This window comes from Amycolatopsis sp. A133, from assembly GCF_031082405.1.
GTDB lineage: Bacteria > Actinomycetota > Actinomycetes > Mycobacteriales > Pseudonocardiaceae > Amycolatopsis.
The window spans coordinates 1-18,558 of sequence record NZ_JAVHJU010000006.1 but is presented as its reverse complement, the minus strand read 5'-3'; the positions used below and the strand labels follow the sequence as shown (position 1 = coordinate 18,558).

The 18,558-nt window shown below is 71.9% G+C and carries 15 protein-coding genes; 8 read left to right on the top strand and 7 right to left on the bottom strand.

The window, feature by feature from the left end; genetic code table 11:
• Positions 1 to 172: 172 nt before the first annotated feature.
• The 5 genes from Q5425_RS07895 to Q5425_RS07875 all read left to right on the top strand — a co-directional run bounded on the left by Q5425_RS07895 (position 173) and on the right by Q5425_RS07875 (position 6,260).
• A complete protein-coding gene (locus tag Q5425_RS07895; RefSeq protein WP_308671458.1) occupies positions 173 to 1,558 on the top strand; it encodes a DUF5691 domain-containing protein in 1,386 nt (461 codons plus the stop codon).
• Positions 1,555 to 2,640, top strand: coding sequence for an AAA family ATPase (locus tag Q5425_RS07890; protein ID WP_308671457.1), 1,086 nt, complete (start codon positions 1,555 to 1,557; stop codon positions 2,638 to 2,640). Before Q5425_RS07895 ends, Q5425_RS07890 begins: the two co-directional genes overlap by 4 nt.
• On the top strand, positions 2,637 to 4,820 hold the full coding sequence (locus tag Q5425_RS07885) for a DUF5682 family protein (protein WP_308671456.1): 2,184 nt from the start codon (positions 2,637 to 2,639) through the stop codon (positions 4,818 to 4,820). Before Q5425_RS07890 ends, Q5425_RS07885 begins: the two co-directional genes overlap by 4 nt.
• Positions 4,821 to 4,894: 74 nt before the next feature.
• Entirely contained in the window at positions 4,895 to 6,064 is a 1,170-nt protein-coding gene (locus tag Q5425_RS07880) for a VWA domain-containing protein (protein WP_308671455.1), read from the top strand.
• Between the two features lie 73 nt (positions 6,065 to 6,137).
• The gene (locus Q5425_RS07875) at positions 6,138 to 6,260 is read left to right on the top strand and encodes a ribosomal protein bL36 (RefSeq protein WP_103340431.1); all 123 of its coding nucleotides are present in this window, start codon (positions 6,138 to 6,140) and stop codon (positions 6,258 to 6,260) included.
• Positions 6,261 to 6,543: 283 nt separating this feature from the next.
• Here the strand turns inward: Q5425_RS07875 and Q5425_RS07870 are convergent, their stop codons facing one another.
• Complete coding sequence (locus tag Q5425_RS07870; RefSeq protein ID WP_308671454.1) at positions 6,544 to 6,912, bottom strand: VOC family protein; 369 nt, start codon at positions 6,910 to 6,912, stop codon at positions 6,544 to 6,546.
• An 87-nt stretch (positions 6,913 to 6,999) separates the two neighbouring features.
• Between Q5425_RS07870 and Q5425_RS07865 the strand changes: the two genes are divergently transcribed.
• Entirely contained in the window at positions 7,000 to 7,629 is a 630-nt protein-coding gene (locus Q5425_RS07865) for a winged helix-turn-helix transcriptional regulator (RefSeq protein ID WP_308671453.1), read from the top strand.
• A gap of 75 nt (positions 7,630 to 7,704) precedes the next feature.
• Here the strand turns inward: Q5425_RS07865 and Q5425_RS07860 are convergent, their stop codons facing one another.
• The 6 genes from Q5425_RS07860 to Q5425_RS07835 all read right to left on the bottom strand — a co-directional run bounded on the left by Q5425_RS07860 (position 7,705) and on the right by Q5425_RS07835 (position 16,640).
• Entirely contained in the window at positions 7,705 to 10,065 is a 2,361-nt protein-coding gene (locus Q5425_RS07860) for a polysaccharide lyase 8 family protein (RefSeq protein ID WP_308671452.1), read from the bottom strand.
• Between the two features lie 218 nt (positions 10,066 to 10,283).
• On the bottom strand, positions 10,284 to 11,738 hold the full coding sequence (locus tag Q5425_RS07855; RefSeq protein ID WP_308671451.1) for an aldehyde dehydrogenase (NADP(+)): 1,455 nt from the start codon (positions 11,736 to 11,738) through the stop codon (positions 10,284 to 10,286).
• 15 nt (positions 11,739 to 11,753) lie between these two features.
• Positions 11,754 to 12,884, bottom strand: coding sequence for a hypothetical protein (locus Q5425_RS07850; RefSeq protein ID WP_308671450.1), 1,131 nt, complete (start codon positions 12,882 to 12,884; stop codon positions 11,754 to 11,756).
• Positions 12,885 to 12,888: 4 nt separating this feature from the next.
• The gene (locus tag Q5425_RS07845; protein WP_308671449.1) at positions 12,889 to 14,145 is read right to left on the bottom strand and encodes a glucarate dehydratase family protein; all 1,257 of its coding nucleotides are present in this window, start codon (positions 14,143 to 14,145) and stop codon (positions 12,889 to 12,891) included.
• Positions 14,145 to 15,080 (bottom strand): 5-dehydro-4-deoxyglucarate dehydratase, encoded by a 936-nt coding sequence (locus tag Q5425_RS07840; protein WP_308671448.1) that lies wholly within the window; start codon positions 15,078 to 15,080, stop codon positions 14,145 to 14,147. Before Q5425_RS07840 ends, Q5425_RS07845 begins: the two co-directional genes overlap by 1 nt.
• 51 nt (positions 15,081 to 15,131) lie before the next feature.
• Entirely contained in the window at positions 15,132 to 16,640 is a 1,509-nt protein-coding gene (locus tag Q5425_RS07835; RefSeq protein ID WP_308671447.1) for a sodium:solute symporter family protein, read from the bottom strand.
• A gap of 153 nt (positions 16,641 to 16,793) precedes the next feature.
• Here Q5425_RS07835 and Q5425_RS07830 point away from each other — a divergent pair, with 153 nt between their 5' ends.
• Both Q5425_RS07830 and Q5425_RS07825 read left to right on the top strand, forming a co-directional pair.
• Positions 16,794 to 17,603 carry an IclR family transcriptional regulator gene (locus Q5425_RS07830; RefSeq protein ID WP_308671446.1) on the top strand — a complete coding sequence of 270 codons (810 nt, stop codon included), beginning with the start codon at positions 16,794 to 16,796 and terminating at the stop codon, positions 17,601 to 17,603.
• A gap of 23 nt (positions 17,604 to 17,626) precedes the next feature.
• Positions 17,627 to 18,433: an NAD(P)-dependent oxidoreductase gene (locus Q5425_RS07825; protein WP_308671445.1), complete on the top strand. Its 807-nt coding sequence runs from the start codon at positions 17,627 to 17,629 to the stop codon at positions 18,431 to 18,433.
• The last annotated feature ends 125 nt before the right edge of the window (positions 18,434 to 18,558 follow it).

The following is an 18,558-nucleotide window of genomic DNA, read 5'->3' as shown; positions in this document are numbered from 1 at the left end:
CCGGTACGGCACCGGCGCACCACAAACCCAACCCAGCCACCCGGCCCAGCACCGCTCCAACGCGCAACCCCGCCCGCCGGAGCGAAACATCATCCCCACGCGTACTCGCCCCGAAGCCGAAGCGCGCGGCCACGAACCCCGTCCCCCGCAACGACAAACCCGAGGTGTCCCGATGAAAGCCTGGGAAGACCTCGTCGGCACCGCCCTCCTCGGCACCCGGCGGCGCACCCTCGACCCCACCGCCCAGCCACCGGCCGTCCAAGCCCTCGTCGCCGACCGCGCCGACCCGGCCGAACAGCTGCTCTCCGCCGCGGCCGTGCTCACCACCTACCGGCGGGCCGGGCGGCCACCGCTGCGCGATGTCCGGCCCCTTCCCCTCGCCGCCGCCGATGAACGGCCTTTCGTGCCGCCGCTCGCGCGGGAACGGCTGAGCCGGCTGCTCGCCGCCAGTCATCCCGACCTGCTGCTGGAATGGCTCGGCATCGTCGCGGGCACCGATTACCGCGTCCCACCCGAGACCCTGCCGCTGCTGGCCGAGGCCGCCCGCACCAAAGCCGCCCTGCGCGGTCCGCTGGTCGCCGTGGCCGGGCCGGTCGGGGCGTGGCTGGGGCAGCGGAATCCCGACTGGGCGTTCCTCTCCGCCCCCGCCGAAGAATCCGGGGACGTCTGGCAGTACGGCAGCCTCGCCCAGCGCCGCCGCTGGCTCGCCGCCAAACTCGCCGACGACCCGGACGCCGCCCGGGAAGCCCTCACCGCCTCGTGGAAGAGCGAACCCGCCGACGTCCGGGCGGACTTCCTCGGCGTGCTCGCCGGGCACGTGCGCAGCGAGGACGAAGATTTCCTCGAGACCGCGCTCACCGACCGGGCGGCCGCCGTCCGCGAGCAGGCCGCCGATCTGCTCGGCCGGTTGCCGGGCACGCGCTACGGGCGGGGCATGGCCGAACGGCTGCGTCCGCTGGTCCACCGCCGCAACCGGGTGCTCACCGTCGCCCTGCCCGAAGGCGAACGCGGCGACGGCACCGTCCGGCTGCGCACCCTCGTCGCGGCCGCACCGCTGTCCTTCTGGGCCGAGTTCGGCCCGCCGGCCGAGGTCGTGCGGATGACCGTCGAAGGCTGCCCGGCCAGTGTGCTGCGCGACTCCTGGGCCGCCGCCGCCCTGCGCCAGCGTGACGAAACCTGGGCGCAGGCGCTGATCGGCGCCGACCCGGGCGGGCGCACCACCCCGCCGCTGCTCGGCGTGCTGAGCCCGGGGAGCCAGGCCGCCACCGTCGGGCACCTGATCGGCCGGCTGCCCGTCGAATCGTTCGCGCGGCTGGTGCACGAGCTGCCGCGGCCGTGGACGAAGGAACTCGGCACCGCCCTGCTGGACTGGATCGCCCGCCAGGACGACCACCGCCTGGTCTCGCACGCCGCCGTCGTGATCGCCCGCGCGGTCCCGCCGGAGTGCCTGCGCCACCCGCTGGCCACCACCCGCCTGACCATGGACGCGGGTCCGTGGCGCCGGGCGCTCACCGAAACGCTGAACTTCCGCCGCGAAATGTACGAGGAGCTCGCATGACCGCCGCCACCGTCCTCCGGCCGCACGCCGAACAGGACCACGCCGCCGAGCTGGCCGCGCTGGCCGCCGCCGACGACCGGGCCAAGCCGCCCAACTGGAACCTCTCCCCCTGGGCCGTCGTCGAGTACCTGCTCGGCGGCACCCTGCCGGACGGCACCGTCATCACCCCGAAGTACGTCGGCCCGCGGCGGCTGATCGAGGTCGCCGTCGCGACCCTGGCCACCGACCGCGCGCTGCTGCTGCTCGGCGTGCCCGGCACGGCGAAGACGTGGGTGTCGGAGCACCTTTCCGCCGCCATCAGCGGGGATTCGACGCTGCTGGTGCAGGGCACCGCGGGCACGTCCGAGGAGTCGATCCGCTACGGCTGGAACTACGCCCGGCTGATCGCCGAAGGCCCGAGCGCCGCCGCGCTCGTCGAAAGCCCGGTGCTGCGCGCGATGCGGGACGGCAAACTGGCCCGGCTCGAGGAGCTGACCCGCATCCCCGCCGACGTCCAGGACTCGCTGATCACGATCCTGTCCGAGAAGACGCTGCCGATCCCGGAGCTGGGCACCGAGGCGCAGGCGCGGCCGGGCTTCAACCTGATCGCGACGGCGAACAACCGCGACAAGGGCGTCAACGAGCTGTCCAGCGCGCTGCGCCGGCGGTTCAACACGGTGGTGCTGCCGCTGCCGGACAGCGCCGAGGCGGAGGTCGAGATCGTCAGCAGGCGGGTCGCCGAGCTCGGCACGTCGCTGCAGCTGCCCGTGGAAGCCGCCGAGCTGGCCGAGATCCGCCGCGTGGTCACGGTGTTCCGCGAGCTGCGCTCGGGCCGCACCGAAGACGGCCGCACGGCGGTGAAGTCACCGTCCGGCACGCTGTCGACCGCGGAGGCGATCAGCGTGCTCACCGGCGGTCTGGCCCTGGCGGCCCACTTCGGCGACGGCGTGCTGCGCCCGCACGACATCGCGGCGGGCATCCACGGCGCGGTGGTCAAGGACCCGGTGGCCGACCGCGCGATCTGGATCGAATACCTGGAAACCGTGGTCCGCGAACGCGACGGCTGGGCCGACTTCTACCGGGCCGGTCAGGAGATCTCTTGACCGCCACCCACCTGCTCGGCATCCGCCACCACGGCCCGGGGTCCGCCCGGGCCGTGGCGGCGCGGCTCGCCGAACTCGAACCCGACGTCGTCCTCATCGAGGGGCCGCCCGAGGCCGACGCGCTGGTCGAGCTCACCGAAGACCCGGCCATGGCGCCACCGGTGGCCCTCCTGGCCTACGCGACCGACGACGTCTCGCGCGCCGCGTTCTGGCCGTTCGCCGTGTTCAGCCCCGAATGGCAGGCGCTCACCTACGCGCGCGAGGCCGGGATCCCGGTGCGGTTCTGCGACCTCCCGGCCGCGCACACGTTCGCCGCGGGGCCGGACGAGCACGCCGGGCCGCCGGTCGATCCGCTGGCCCTGCTGGCCGCGGCCGGCGGTTACGACGACCCGGAACGCTGGTGGGACGACGTCGTCGAGTCGCGGCGCGACACCGAAAACCCGTTCGATGTGATCGCCGAGGCGATGACCGCGGTGCGGGAGGACGAGGAACCGCCGCAGGGCAACGAAGCCCGCCGCGAGGCCTACATGCGCTCGGTGCTGCGCCGCACCCGCAAGGACGGCTTCGAGAACATCGCCGTCGTCTGCGGGGCCTGGCACGTGCCCGCGCTGGCCGATCCGCTGCCGACGGCGGCGCACGACCAGGCCGTCCTCAAAGGACTCCCGAAGCGGAAGGTCGCGTGCACCTGGGTGCCGTGGACGCACGGGCGCCTCGCCACGGCCAGCGGCTACGGCGCGGGCGTGCGGTCGCCGGGCTGGTACCACCACCTGTTCACCACGCCCGAAGACGTCACCACGCGCTGGCTGACCGGCGTCGCCGCGGTGCTGCGGGAAGAGGACCTGCCGGTCTCGACCGCGCACGTCATCGAGGCGGTCCGGCTCGCCGAAACCCTCGCGACGCTGCGGGGCCGGTCGTCCGCCGGGCTCGCCGAGGTCACCGAAGCCACCCGCTCCGTGCTGTGCGGCGGGGACGAGGTGCAGGTCGAGCTGGTCACGCGGCGGCTGGTCGTCGGCGAACGGCTCGGCGAGGTGCCCGACCGCGTCCCGCAGCCACCGCTGGCCGCGGACCTGACCGCGACCGCAAAACGCCTGCGGCTCAAGAAGGACCCGGTCGTCAAGGAACTCGACCTCGACCTGCGGACGCCGGGCGGGCTCGACCGCTCGAAGCTGCTGCACCGGCTGCGGATCCTCGGCATCGAGTGGGGCAGCCGGGAGGCGTCGGCGCGGCGGAACAAGGGCACGTTCCGCGAAACGTGGGCGCTGTGCTGGGAACCGTCGTTCGAGGTCGACCTGGTTGCGGCCGCCGTGTACGGCACCACCGTGCCGTCGGCGGCCACCGCCGCGGTCCGCGGCACCGTCGAAGGCACGCCACCGCTGGACGAGGTCACCACCGCCGTCGAAAACTGCCTGCTCGCCGATCTGCCGGAGGCGCTGCCCGAAGCGCTCGCGGCGCTCGACGCCCGGGCGGCGGCGGACGCGGACGTCGCCCGGCTGATGTCGGCGCTGCCCGCGCTGGCCAGGGCGACCCGGTACGGCAACGTCCGCGGCACCGACACCGGCGCGCTGCGCGCGGTCGCCGACCGGATGCTGGACCGGATCTGCGCCGGGCTCCCGCCGGCGGCCCACGGCATCGACGACGACGCCGCGGCCCGGCTGGCCAAGCTGGTCGACGGCGTGCACGACGCGACCTCGCTGCTGGGCGACGAGCCGAAGGAACGCTGGCTGGCGGCACTGGCCCGGCTGGCGGAACGGCCGTCGCTGCCGCCGCTGCTCGCGGGCCGGCTCACCCGGATCCTGCACGACGCCGGGCTGTTCGACGCGCTCGACATCGAACTGCGGCTGGGCCGCGCGCTCACGCCGGGTGTCACGCCGTCGGCGGGCGCGGCGTACGTCGAGGGCTTCTTCGACGGCGGGGCGCTGCTGCTGGTGCACGACGAAGGCCTGCTGCGGGTGATCGACGCCTGGCTGGCGGCCATCCACGCCGACGTCTTCACCGAGGTGCTTCCGTTGCTGCGCCGCACTTTCGGCGCCTTCAGCGGGCCCGAAAAGCGGGCGATCGGGCAACGCGCGGCCGGGCTCACCGGCACCGCTCGCGCGGTGGCCGTGGCCGACGAACTGGACGAGGACCGGGCCGAGCGCGTGCTGCCGGTCCTGGCGACGCTCTTGGGGGTGGGGGCATGACCACCGCCGACGGACTCCCTCCCGCGGAGGCGGCGATGAACACCGCCGACGGACTCCTTCCCGCGGAGGCGGCGATGAACACTGCCACGGACCGGGTGCGGCGCTGGCGGCTGGTGCTGGGCGGAGATGGGGCCGGACCCGGATTCGGGCTGGCCGACGCCCAGCTGTCCGAAGAGGACAGTGGGGTCGATGCGGTGCTGGCGGCCCTCTACGACAAGCCCGACGAGGATACCGCCGGCGGGCCGCGCAGCGCGAACCTGGGCGCGTCGGCGCCGCGGGTCGCGCGCTGGCTGGGCGACATCCGGCGCTACTTCCCCAGCACCGTCGTGCAGGTCATGCAGCGCGACGCGGTCGACCGGCTCGGGCTCACCCGGATGCTGCTGGAGAAGGAGCTGCTCTCGGCCGTCGAGCCGGACGTGCACCTGGTCGGCACGCTGCTTTCGCTGAACGGCGTGCTGCCGGAGGAAACCAAGGAAACCGCGCGCGAGGTCGTCCGCAAAGTCGTCACGGAGCTGGAGGAGCGGCTCGCCGAACGCACCCGCGCGGCGATCCGCGGCGCGCTGGACAAGGCGTCGCGCACGCACCGGCCGCGCCCCGGCGACGTCGACTGGGCGCGCACGATCCACGCGAACCTCAAGCACTACTCCCCCGACCTGCGCACGATCGTGCCGGAGAAGCTGATCGGCTTCGGACGGCGGCAGCAGGCGGTGCAGCGGGACGTGATCCTGGCCGTCGACCAGTCGGGCTCGATGGCGGAGTCGGTGGTGTACTCCGGGCTGTTCGGCGCGGTCCTGGCGTCGATGCGGGCGTTGAAGACGTCGTTCGTCGCGTTCGACACGGAGGTCGCGGACCTCACCGAGCACCTCGCCGACCCGGTCGACGTCCTGTTCGGCACCCAGCTGGGCGGGGGCACGGACATCAACCGGGCGATCGCGTACTGCCAGGGCCTGGTTGAACGGCCCGAGCGGACGCTGCTGGTGCTGATCAGCGACCTCTACGAGGGTGGCGACGAAGACGAGCTGCTGCACCGGATCGCCGAGCTGGCGGGCGCGGGTGTCCAGGTGGTGACGCTGCTGGCGCTGTCGGACTCGGGCGCGCCGTCGTACGACCACGAGAACGCGGCGGCCTTGGCCGAGCTGGGCATCCCGGCCTTCGCGTGCACCCCGGACCAGTTCCCCGAACTGATGGCCGCCGCCATCCGCGGCGACGACCTGCAGAGCTGGGTGGCCCGGGAGAGCAGCTGAGTTGTGGAATCAAACCGACCCCGGCGTGGTTGAGCAGGGTGTGGGACAGCTCCCGCAGGAAGGACGGCTCACCATGAAGGTCCGCAGCTCGATCCGTTCGCTCGCCCGCCAGCCGGGCGCTCAGGTCATCCGCCGGGGGTCGAAGGTGCTGGTGATCAACAAGGACAACCCGCGCTCGAAGGCCCGCCAAGGCTGACGCAGGCGTGCCCGGCCGGGCATCTCACGTGACCAGCCGGGCATCACCCGTGATTGAGCGGGCATCACCCGTGATTGAGCAGGCATCACCCGTGATTGAGCAGGCATCACCCGTGATTGAGCGGGCATCAACCGTGATTGAGCAGGCATCAGGCCGATGCCCCTTCAATCACGCGTGATTCCCCTCCAATCACGCGTGATGCCCCTCGGATCACGCGTGATGCCCCTCGGCGCACGCTCGGCCGTGCTGTCCGAGGCGCGGGACGGCGTGCGGGATCGCCGCGTCAGGCAGGGCCCGCGAGGCCGACGAGATTGCCCTCCGGATCGGTGAAGTGGGCGACCACGAGGTCCCGCCCGGGGGCGCGGTCGGGGCCCATCCGGCGGGTGCCGCCGAGGCGTTCGGCCTCCGCCAACGCCGCCGCGACGTCCGGGACGCCCACGTAGAACACCACGTGACTCTCATAAGCCGCCCCGCCGCCGATGCCGCCCGGGATGCCGTCCATCTCCACGAACCCGTAGCCACCCGGTTCCGACACCTGGTCCGACACGGGCGCGGACGTGTCGAACGCCCAGCCGAACAGCTCGCCGTAGTACCCGCGCAGCCGCGCCGGATCGGTGCCGATGATTTCGAAGTGCACGACTGGCCGGCCCATGACCGTTCCTTCCGTCGACGTCCGGACCTGGCCGACCGTACGCTCAACCAGTTGTTAAAAACAACCACCGAGTTGTACATTTGAGTCATGCCGACGAGCCGCAGCTACGGGGACGCCTGCACGATCGCCCGCGCGCTGGACGTCGTCGGGGAGCGCTGGGCCCTGCTCGTGGTGCGCGAGCTGCTGCTCGGGCCGCAGCGGTTCTCCGACATCCGCCGCGCGCTCCCCGGCGCCAGCTCGAACCTGGTCACCGACCGGCTCCGCGAGCTCGAGGGCCACGGCGTTGTGACGCGCCGGCAGCTGCCACCCCCGGCCGCCTCGACGGTCTACGAGCTCACCGGCTGGGGCCGCGAACTGGAGCCGGTCGTGCTGGCGCTCGGCGCGTGGGGTGCGCGAGTCCCGCTCCCCCGGCCCGCGTCACTCGGCGTCACCTCGATGCTGCTGTTCCTCCGCGGGTCCGCCCGCCCGCGCGGCACCGCGTGCTACCGCGTCGAACTGGACGCTCGCGTGTGGACGGTCCGCACCGAGCCGGGCCGGCTGACGGTCGAGCCGGGCGAACCCGACGCCCCGGACGCGACGATCCGGACCGATCCTTCGACGCTGAACGCCCTGCTCGAACAGCCTGCGCACCTCGAGAAGGCCATCAACGACGGCCGGGTGACGATCGAAGGCGACCGGAACGCAGTCCGCCGGCTGCTGCGCGAACACGAAGGCTGAGACCTTCGGCCCGCGCGGCCGAGCTGAGGACCCCGCCGGACCGGGTCGGGGCACCGGTCCGGCGGGGCGGCCTGCCTACAACGGGACCACCTTCGTCGCGCCGAACGTGCCCTTCAGCGGCACCACCACGGACCGGCCGCGCACGGTCACCGTGACGCTGTCCTGCAGCTGCGTCGGATCCGACACCGCGAGCTGGGTCCGGGCCCCGCACCGCCCGATCGCCACCGACGCCGGCCCGGACACGCTGACGTCACCCACCGAACCCGCGGCGAAGAAGTTCGCCAGCAGGGTGCCGTCGGCCACCCGGACCGCCTGCACCACCGGCGTGTTCGCCTGCACCCGCCACGCCCAGGACGCCGTCAGCGTGCCGATCATCGAAGCGCCCGGCAGCACCGCGTACGCGTACTTCGCGTCGGCCGGCTTCACGCCGTGCTCCAGGACCAGCTTCTGGTACCGGCGCGTGTTCGGCGTCGTTGTGCCTTTGGTGTTGGCGCCGGTGTCGATGTCGCGCCACGCGCCCGTCCGGTCTTCGCGGACCGCCGTCACCGAGGCGTCGTCGAGGAGCACGTACCCGCCGACGTCCTCCAGGTGCACCCAGCGCGGACGACGCAGCGCCGTCGCCCGGCCGAGGCCGGTGGCCACTCGCCGGCCGTCGGCCAGCAGTGCGCCGCGGCCGCCCTCGCCGAGGTTGCGGTTCTCGATCGTCGTGCGCACCGCGTAGGACGACGTGCCGGTGATCCCGGCGCCGAGGCAGACGATCCCGGCCGGGGTGAAGAACCACGACTTCTTCGCGACCAGCGACCCGTCCCAGTTGGTGAAGTCGAACGCGTAGGCGCCGTGCCGGGCGTCCCAGCGGACGCCGCCCGTGTGGGTGTTCGGGCCCACCGGCACGCCGCCGAACTTGGGGTCGACCGGGCCGTCGTGCTCGGTCGTGCCCGGCAGCAGCAGCGGGTCCACCGTCGGCCAGTAGGCGTCGGTGTAGTGGCCCTTGGCGTTCGGCAGGAACGTGTACAGCACGCCGTCGCCGACGTGGTAGCCCTTGAGGTTCTGGCCGTTGATGGCTTCGTAGCGCGAGATCCGCGTGGAGCTGACGCCCAGGGAGGCCGACCAATCGTCGGTGACGTGCACCAGCCGGTCCTGCTGGCCGAAGATCCGGTGCGTCGCCACCACCCGCGCCGGGCGCGCTCCCGAGGCGAGCATGTCCTGCGCGAACTCGATGCCCGGCGTCGCCACGAGGTCGGGGCCGGGCGCGAACCGCTCGGGGTCGGGGATCTTGAGGAACGGCGCGTACTCGCCTTCCTTGATCCACTTGGCGGCCAGCGCGTTCAGGTCGGTCTTCGTCTTGCCGGTCGCCGTCCGGGCCAGCACGAGGGTGGCCACCGTGAGCTGGTGGCCGATGTCGTGGCCGGTCTCGCCCTGGCGCGAGAGCATCCGCCCGCGCACCGGCTCCATCAGCGCGCCCGCGTAGACGAACGGCGCGAAGCTGTCGGCGACCAGTGCGTAGATTTTGTCCTTCAACGGCTGCGGGAGCGCGTACGCGGTGCCCTGCGTGACGTGGATGGCGCCGGCGAGCGCGGTCAGCAGCACGATGCCGTAGTGCCCGGGGTACGGGATGGTGTCGTGCTGGATGAACGAGCCGTCGACGTGGAAGCCGTCGCCGGCCGCGCGGTCGAGCTTCGCGACGACGCTCGCCGCGCCGCCGCCCGCGACGTCGGTGAGCGCGTCGATGCCGGTTCTGATCCACGCCGTGTCGCCGAGCATCGCGCCCGCGACGATCGAGATGAGCGCCTTGTCCGCGCGGTTCGCGCCGGTTTCGATGACCGACGCGTTGTTCGCGCGCAGGTTCGGGTTGCCGACGAACCGCTTGACCGGAGCCAGGTAGCGGGCCAGCTGCTCGGCGGTGAGCTGGTCGGCGACCACCGACAGCGTGTGCAGCAGGTAGTACGGGATGCCGATCTCGTAGGTGTACCAGTTGCCGATTTCGCCGACGTTCTCGTTGTACTGGCTGGCGTAGATCAGCTCCAGCGCCGCCTTGATGCGGTCGAGCACCACGGGGTCGCCGGACAGGGCCCCGCCGGGCGTACCCCAGTCGACGGCGATCGCCCGCAACCGGGCGTACATCGACGTCGTGTAGTCACTGCCCGGGCCGAGCGGCAGATCCGTCCACAGTGGAGCACCACCGCCGGCGACGGACAGGCTCCCGTTGTAGGCCTTGGCGACCCGGCCGAGGTTGGCCAGCGCCTCGGCGCGTTCCGGCGACGGCCGGTTGATCCCGGTCTGCAGCTGCCGATAGGCGGCAACGATCGCCGAGGTCGCCGCAGGCACGCCGCTCGCCGCCTTCGCCACAGGCGCGGCGAAGGCCGGGCGGGTCAGGAGCACAGTGGAAGCGGCCGCCAGGGCACCACCGCGCAGGGCATTTCTCCGGTTAACGGGCATGACAACGCCTCCCAGGAAGACATCCTCGGCTTACGGGAACGAACTTCAGCTATGCGGCGGCGTAGTGGGGCAACACCCCGCACTTTCACGTGAAAGTGCGGGGCCCAGGTGGGAGCTTTCACGTGAAAGCTCCGGTCCGGAGGCGTCACTTTCGTAGGGAAAGTGACGTCTCAGGGGGGTCGAAGCGTCACTTTCGTAGGGAAAGTGGCGTCTTGGGGTCAGCGGGTGCCGTTGGTGCGGCGGGGGAGCTGCCAGGGGTTGGCCTCCTGCAGGGGTTCGGGCAGCAGCGCGTCCGGGAAGCCCTGCCAGGCGACCGGGCGCAGGAACCGCTCGATCGCCGCCGTGCCGACGGACGTCGTCGTCGGGGCCGTCGTGGCCGGGTACGGGCCGCCGTGCTGCTGGGCCCAGCTCACCGTCACGCCGGTGGGCCAGTCGTTCCACAGCAGCCGGCCGGCGATGCGGGTCAGCGCCGGCAGCACCGGCCGGATCCAGTCCGCATCGGACTCCTCGCCGTGGATCGTGGCGGTGAGCCCCGGTTCGATGACGTCGAGCAGGCTCAGCAGTTCGGCCTGGTCGGCGTAGGTGACGATCAGCGACGCCGGCCCGAAGCACTCTTCGTGCACCGTGGCGCCGCCCTCGAGGAACTGCTTGCCGGTGGTCGCCAGCAGGGTCGGGGTGAACGACGGCGAGGAAGAATCCGACGAAGACACGACCTCGACGCCGGAGACCTCCATAAGCGAGGAGAGCTGGGAAGCGTACCCGGAAGCGATCCGGTCGTTGAGCATCGGCTGGGCCGCGGCGCCGTCCAGCGCCGAGCGCAGCGTGTCGGTGAGGCCGTGGTCCTCGGGCAGGAACAGCAGGCCCGGCTTGGTGCAGAACTGGCCGGCGCCCAGCGTGAACGACCCGGCGTACCCCTTGGCGACGGCTTCCCCGCGGGCGGCGATCGCGGCCTCGGTGACCACGACCGGGTTGACGCTGCCCAGCTCGCCGTAGAACGGGATCGGCCGCGGCCGGGCGTTCGCGATGTCGAACAGCGCCCGCCCGCCGGGGATCGAGCCGGTGAACGACGCCGCCGCGATCCGCGGGTCCTTCAGGGCCGTGACGCCCTCGTCCTGGCCGAAGATCACGTTGAACAGGGCCGCGGGGGCGCCCGCCTTGATCAGGGCCTCCCGCACGACCGAACCGGTCTGCGCGGACAGCTCCGGGTGCCCGGGGTGGGCCTTGAGGATCACCGGGCAGCCCGCGGCCAGCGCGGACGCGGTGTCACCCCCGGCGACGCTGAACGCGAACGGGAAGTTGCTGGCCGCGAACACCAGCACCGGCCCGATCGCGGTCTTGACGCGGCGGATGTCCGGGCGCGGGCCCATCGGCCAGTCCGGGTCGGCGTGGTCGACGGTGGCGCCGAGGTACTCGCCGTCGGTGAGGACCTCGGCGAAGAGACGCAGCTGGAACGTTGTGCGCTTCAGCTCGCCGGCCAGCCGCGGCGACTCGGGCAGGTGGGTCTCGGCGTGGGCCAGCGGGACCAGTTCGCCCGCGGCGGCGTCGAGGGCGTCGGCGACGGCGGTCAGCCAGCCGGCGCGTTCGGCCGGGGTCGCCTCGGCGGCGGGACGGGCGGCCTCGGCGGCTCCCGCCAGGATCTTCTCGAGCGTGGCGGCGTCAGTGGCCTGGCTCATGGGTGGAACAGCTCCTCAGTTCTCATGGGCGGCGGCGGTGGCCGTTTCCAGGTCGGGCCAGCGACCCGGACCGGCCAGCCCGAGGTGGTACAGGTGCAGCTCGGCGGCTCCCGCCTTGGCCAGCTCGCCGACGTAGGCGGCGATGTCCGGCACCGGCGCGGCGGCTACCGCCGTGATGTAGCTGGCGATCGCGACCCGTTCGGGCAGGGCTTCCCGGGCCGCCGCGACGGCCTCGGCGCCGGTGGCGGGGGCCCACCCGAACAATACGACCGCGTCGACGTCGTCGGGCGCGGACGGCGTCAGCCCGGGCAACGCGCCGGTGACCCACGGGTCGAGCGCGCCGTGCAGCACGATCCGGATGCCCGGCGGCAGCGTGGCCAAAACCGCGGCCCGCAGCTCGTCGGTCGCCCGCTGCCGGACCCGCAGCAGCATCCGGGTCAGCTCCGGCGGCAGCCGGTCGCCGGTGATCCCCAGGTCGCCGGTCGCGACCAGCCGCCGGACCTCCTCGACGAGCTGGGCCCGGACGGTGTCCGCATCGACGTCCCACGCGGCAGCGCAGGCGTCGCAGCAGCAGATCGACAGCAGCCGGGCCACGGCGGGCGCCCACACGCCGTCGGTCTTCTCGTGCTGGTGCTGGTGGATCGCCCCGAGCGGCCCGCAGGCCTCGAGGATCACCGAAGACAGCTCCAGCCCGGCTACGGAATTCGCGACCACCGCAGCGGCGTACTCGCGCACCTCGGGCCGCGAAGGGCACAGCGCCCACGGGTAGGCCTCGCCGAAGCAGTTGCGCACCACGACGTCCGGGTGCTCGTAACCGAGCTGGGAGTTGTGGGTCAGGACGATCCAGGCGGCAGCCGGGATCGCGGCCTCGTTGAGCAGGCGGACGGCGTCGCCCCCGGAGTCGCCGGAAACGACCCAGTCCGGAGTGGACGGTCGCAGCGCACCCCACCCGTCCGGACGCACCGGCCGGTAGAACGCCGCGTGCCGCGCCACGACGGCCGTCCGCGACGGCGACCACGGCGTCGCGGCGCGAGCGCTGTGGTACGAAAGCGCCACAGCCACCTCGTCGACGCCGAGAGCGCGGGCGCGCGCGGCGAACCCGTCCTCCAGGACGTCCCAGGGGTAAGCGTATCCCGTCACCTTCACCGGCTCACCACCGCGCCGTGTTGGGCTCGAAACCGTCGACGAAGTTCCGCATGTACGTCACGTCGTCCCGCTTCGTCAGTCCACATCGGACGTAGTTCTCGTGCAGCTTGGCCAGCGCGTCCTCGTCGAGGGTGATCCCGAGGCCCGGCGTCGTGGGCACCGCGACGGCGCCGTCGGTGAACTCCAGCACGCCCGGCTCGATCACGTCCTCGACCTTCCACGGCCAGTGCGTGTCGCAGGCGTAGGTCAGGTGCGGCGTCGCCGCGGCGACCTGCACCATCGCCGCCAGGCTGATCCCGAGGTGGCTGTTGGAGTGCATCGACAGGCCGACGCCGAAGCTCTCGCAGGTCACCGACAGCGACTGCGTCGCGCGCAGACCGCCCCAGAAGTGGTGGTCCGACAGCAGCACGCCGATCGCCCGCGCCCGGAAGCCCGGCTCGATGTCGCCGAAGTTGACCACACACATGTTGGTGGCCAGCGGCATGGACGCCTCGGCGGCCACCTGGGCCATGCCCTCGATGCCCGGCGTCGGGTCTTCGAGGTACTCGAGGACCCCGTCGAGCTCGGACGCGACGCGGATGCTCGTCTCGACCGTCCAAGCGCCGTTCGGGTCGATCCGGAGCGGGTGCCCGGGGAAGGCCTCGGCCAGCGCACGGATCCCGTCGATCTCCTGGGCCGGCTCGAAGACCCCGCCCTTGAGCTTGATCGACTTGAACCCGTACTCGTCGGCCATCCGCTTCGCCGACCCGACGAGGGTCTCCGGGGTGGTGATCTCGCCCCAGGAGTCCTCGCGGCCGTCGACGTGCTTGCCGTACTTGTAGAACAGGTAGGCGGAGAACTCGACGGCGGCACGGACCTGGCCGCCGAGCAGGTCGGTCACCGGACGGCCCAGGTAGTGCCCCTGCGCGTCCAGGCAGGCCACCTCGAACAGCGAGTACACGCTCGCGATGGTCTTGCGGATGGAGAACCCGCCGATCAGGCCGTGCGCGTCGGTCAGCACCGTGTCCGACAGCGCTTCGGCGACCAGCCGCTGCAGGCCGGGCAGGTCGAACACGTCGTGGCCGCGCAGCCGCGGCAGCACCTTGCGCACCTCGCCGAGGAAGGCTTCGTCGCCGTAGGACTCGCCGAGCCCGACGACGCCGTCCTCGCACTTGACCTGGACGACGCTGCGCAGCGCGAACGGCTCGTGCACGCCCATGACGTTGAGCAGCGGCGGGTCCGCGAACGCGACCGGGGTCAGCACCACGTCGAGGATCTGCATCAGCCGAGCCCCTTCAGCGTGACGAAGCCGTCCTCCACGACCTTTTCGAGCCGGTGGATCTGCTCCGGTGTCGGCTCGACCAGCGGCGGCCGGACCGGGCCGACCTTGTCACCGCGCAACCGGGCGGCGGCCTTCACCAGGGACACGGCGAAGCCGGGCGTCTCGTCCCGCAACGCCACCAGCGGCAGGTAGAAGCCCGTCAGCAGGGCGTCCATCACGCGCGTGTCGCCTTCGCCGAGCGCGCGGTGGAAGCGGTGCGCGATCTCCGGCGCGAAGCAGTGCACCGCCGAGGAGTACCGGGCGACGCCGATCGCCGCGTACGCCTTGGCGGAGACCTCCGCGGTCGGCAGCCCGTTGAAGAACAGGAAGTTCCGCGCCCGCTCGGTGTCCAGCGCGCGGATGGTGGTGACGATCCGGGTCATCGTCTCGACGTCGCCGTAGCCGTCCTTGAGGCCGGCGACCGAGGGGATGTCCAGCAGCGAAGCCGCGGCCGGCGCGCTGAACACGCCGGTGCCGCGGTGGTAGACGATGACCGGCACGGACGAGTCGCCGACGGCGTAGCGGACGAAGTCGACCAGCCCCGCCTGCGGCCCGGTGACGAGGTACGGCGGCAGCAGCAGGACGCCGTCCGCGCCGCCGGACTGGGCCGCCGCGATACCGGCCCGCGCCGACGCCGCGCCGCCACCGGCGCCCACCCAGACCGGGACGCGGCCGGCGGCCACCTCCCGGGTCCGGGTGAGCACCGAGGCGTGCTCGGCGGGCGAGAGCGAGCTGAACTCGCCGGTGCCGCACGCGACGAACAGCGCACCGGCGCCCGCCGCGATGTGGCTCTCCACGTTCTCCGCGAGCGCGTCGAGGTTGACCTCGAGGTCCTCGGTGAACGGGGTGAGGGGGAACGCCAGCAGGCCGTCCAGCTCGATCTCGTTCTGTGCCATCTGTTTTCTGCTCTCTCGTCCTTTTTCGGGTTCGGCCGGGTGGGGCCAACGTCAGGCGGGCACGGTCGTGCCTTCCTTCTTCCGGTCGACGTCGTCGTCGGCGGCGTTCACGGTGTCGACGATCTCATCGGCCACCGCGCTGCGCTCGGGCGCCAGCAGGCCGAGACCGATGTAGAGCACGAGCGAAACCAGGATCGGCGTCGCGACGAGCACGGTCTGGTTCGCCTTGAACACGTAGTACACCAGCGCGTAGTCGATCAGGCCGCCCGCCCAGGAGATCAGCGCGGCGCGCGGGCCGCACTTGCGGAACCACGGCAGCATGCCCAGCAGCAGCGGGATCGAGATCGGGCCCATCAGCGCCGCGACCCAGTTGACGACGATCTGCAGCACGCCGCCGAGGTTCTGCGCCTGCGTGGCCACGAGCATGGTCAGCGCGACGAAGATCACCGTGGTGATCCGCGCGGCCTTCAGGCCCTGGACGTCGGTCCACTGCCGGGTGCGGCGGAACATCGCCGGGATCATGTCCCGGGTGATCACCGCGGAGATCGCGTTGGCGTCGGAGGAGACCATCGCCATGGTGTGCGAGAAGATGCCGGCCAGCACCAGGCCGATCAGGCCCGGCGGCAGGAACGTGGTGGTCATGATCGCGTACGACTGCGTCGGGTCCTTGACGCCCGGGATGAGCAGCGGCGCCGCGAACATCGGGAACATCAGCACCAGCGGCCACAGCAGGTACAGCGCGGACGACAGCCGCGCGCCGCGCTTGGCCGCGCTCGTGGTCGGCGCGGCCATGTACCGCTGCGCCAGGTTCCACATGCCTCCGTTGTACTCCAGCGTCTTCACCAGCACGTAGATGAGCAGGAAGATGGTGGTGTACTTGGACGTCACCGGGTCGACGTGGCCCGCGGGCAGCTTGTCCCACATCGTCCAGAGCGCGGAGATCCCACCCAGCTTGCCCAGCACCACGACGATCATCACGATCGCGGCGATGGCCTGGATGACGAACTGGCCGAAGTCGGTGAGCGCGTCGGCCCACAGGCCGCCGATGGTGCAGTAGACCAGGGTGACCGCGCCGGTGATGAGGATGCCGAGGTTGTAGTCCAGCCCGGCGAAGACGTGCAGCAGCGTCGCGACGGCGAACCACTTGGCCGCGATGTCGAAGATCTTCAGCAGGCTGCCGCTCCAGGCGAGCGCCTGCTGCGTCGGCACGTTGTACCGCTTGGCCAGGTACTCCAGCGGCGAGGCGACGCCGAGCTTCGAGCGCAACCGGTTCCAGCGGGCGGCGAACAGCCAGCTGCCGATGCCCACGCCGATGCCGATGCTGGCGAAGCCCCAGAAGTACACGGTGATGCCCGACGTGTACGCGACGCCCGCGTACGCGACGAAGAGCACGGCGCTGTAGCCGGACATGTGGTGTGAGATGCCGGCCAGCCACCACGGCATCTTGCCGCCGGCCGTGAAGAAGTCCTTGACGTCGCTGACCCTCTTGTGCGACCACCAGCCGATCACGATCATCAGCGCGAAGTACGCGCAGATCATCGTCCAGTCGAGTGCGTGCACCGCAGGCTCCCTTCCGCGTCCACGTCGATGTGGTGTCACTGTTCACATCTATGAACGGAGTCTGTTATAGTGATTATGTTCATCCATAAGAACGTTGTTCGGGACGCTAATATGGCCGGAGTCACAAGTCAACGGCCGGACGGAGGCACGCAAATGCCGCAAAAGGTGGACAACCCCGCGACGGCCGACGGCGCCCCCGCCGAGTCCTCGGGCGTCAAGTCCGCGCGCCGGGCCGTCGACCTCATCGAGACCTTCGCGGCGAACGACGTCTGGCTGTCGCTGTCGGACCTGCACGCGCGCACCGGCTTCCCGCGCTCGTCGCTGCACGGCCTGCTGCGGACGCTCCTGGAGGCCGGCTGGCTCGAGGCGGACGCCAACACCGCCCGCTACCGCCTCGGCGTCCGCGCGCTGATCTGCGGCACGGCGTACCTGGACCGCGACGCCGTGGTCCCGTTCGCCACCGAAGCGCTGGAGCGGATCCGGGAGAAGACCGGCTTCACCGCGCACTTCGCGCGCCGCAACGGCACCGAGGTCGTCTACCTGGAGACGCGCGAGTCGCAGCGCTCCACGCACCTCGTCTCCCGCGTCGGGCGCACGCTGCCCGCGCACGCGACCGCGCTGGGCAAGGCGCTGCTGGCCGAGCTGACGCACGACGAGATCGAGGCGCTGATGCCCTCGGCACTGACCGCGCTGACCCCGAACACCATCACCACGCTCGAAGGCCTGCACGCCGAGTTCGCCGCCACCCGCGAACGCGGGTACGCCGCCGAGGTCGAGGAAGGCACGCTGGGCGTCCGGTGTGTCGCCGCGGTGATCCCGTACCGCATCCCGGGCACCGACGCGATCAGCTGCTCGATGCCGATCGCCCAGGTGACCGACGACGACGCCCGCCGCGTCGGCGAGCTGCTCGCCGAGACCACCGCCGAGCTCGGGCAGCAGCTGCGCCGGGCCGGCATCCGTTAACCCTTCTGTGTGAGAGGAACCCCATGACGGACCAGCGTGTGCTCATCACCGGGTCGGCGGGTGTCGTCGGCACCCTGATGCGCCCCCGCCTGCGGCGCCCCGGCCGGGTGCTGCGCCTGCTCGACCTGGCCCCGCAGACGGCTTCGGACGACTCCGAAGAGGTCGTGACGGGGTCGGTGACCGACGCTTCGGCGATGGCGGCGGCGTGCGAAGGCGTCGACGCGCTGATCCACCTGGGCGGGCACAGCCGCGAGAACTCGTGGGAAGCGACGCTCGACGTCAACATCAACGGGACGCAGACGGTCCTGGAGGCGGCCCGGGTCGCGGGGATCCAGCGGGTGATCCTGGCGTCGAGCAACCACGCGGTGGGCTTCCGCCGGGTGGATTCCGACCTCCCGGCGGACTCGTCACCGCGGCCGGACACGTACTACGGCGTCTCCAAGGCGGCGATCGAGGCCCTCGGAAGCCTGTACCACTCGCGCTTCGGCATGGACGTCATCGTGATCCGGATCGGATCGTGCTTCGAGACGCCGTTGCCGCTGGGCCCGCGCGGCCTGTCGACGTGGCTCTCCCCCGACGACGGCGCGCGGCTGTTCGAGGCGTGCCTTTCGGCGCCGTCGCCGGGGTACCGGCTGATCTGGGGGGTCTCGGACAACACGCGCCGGATCTACTCGCTGGCCGAGGCGGAGGCGCTGGGCTACAAGTCCCTGGACGACGCGGAGGTGTACGCGGACCAGCTGGCTTCGAAGCCCGCACCGACGGGCCCCGCGGCCGAGTACGTCGGCGGCCCGTTCTGCACCGCTCCCCTGGGCGTCTTCAACCCGCTCTGAGGCCCGCTCCCGAACGCCCCAATGTGGCGTTGGTTGCGTTGGACGCACCCAATGTGGCTTGGGTTCTTGGGGTGGTTGCAACATCGTGTGGTTGGAGGGTGTTGTGGCTGGTCGGGTGGGTCGGG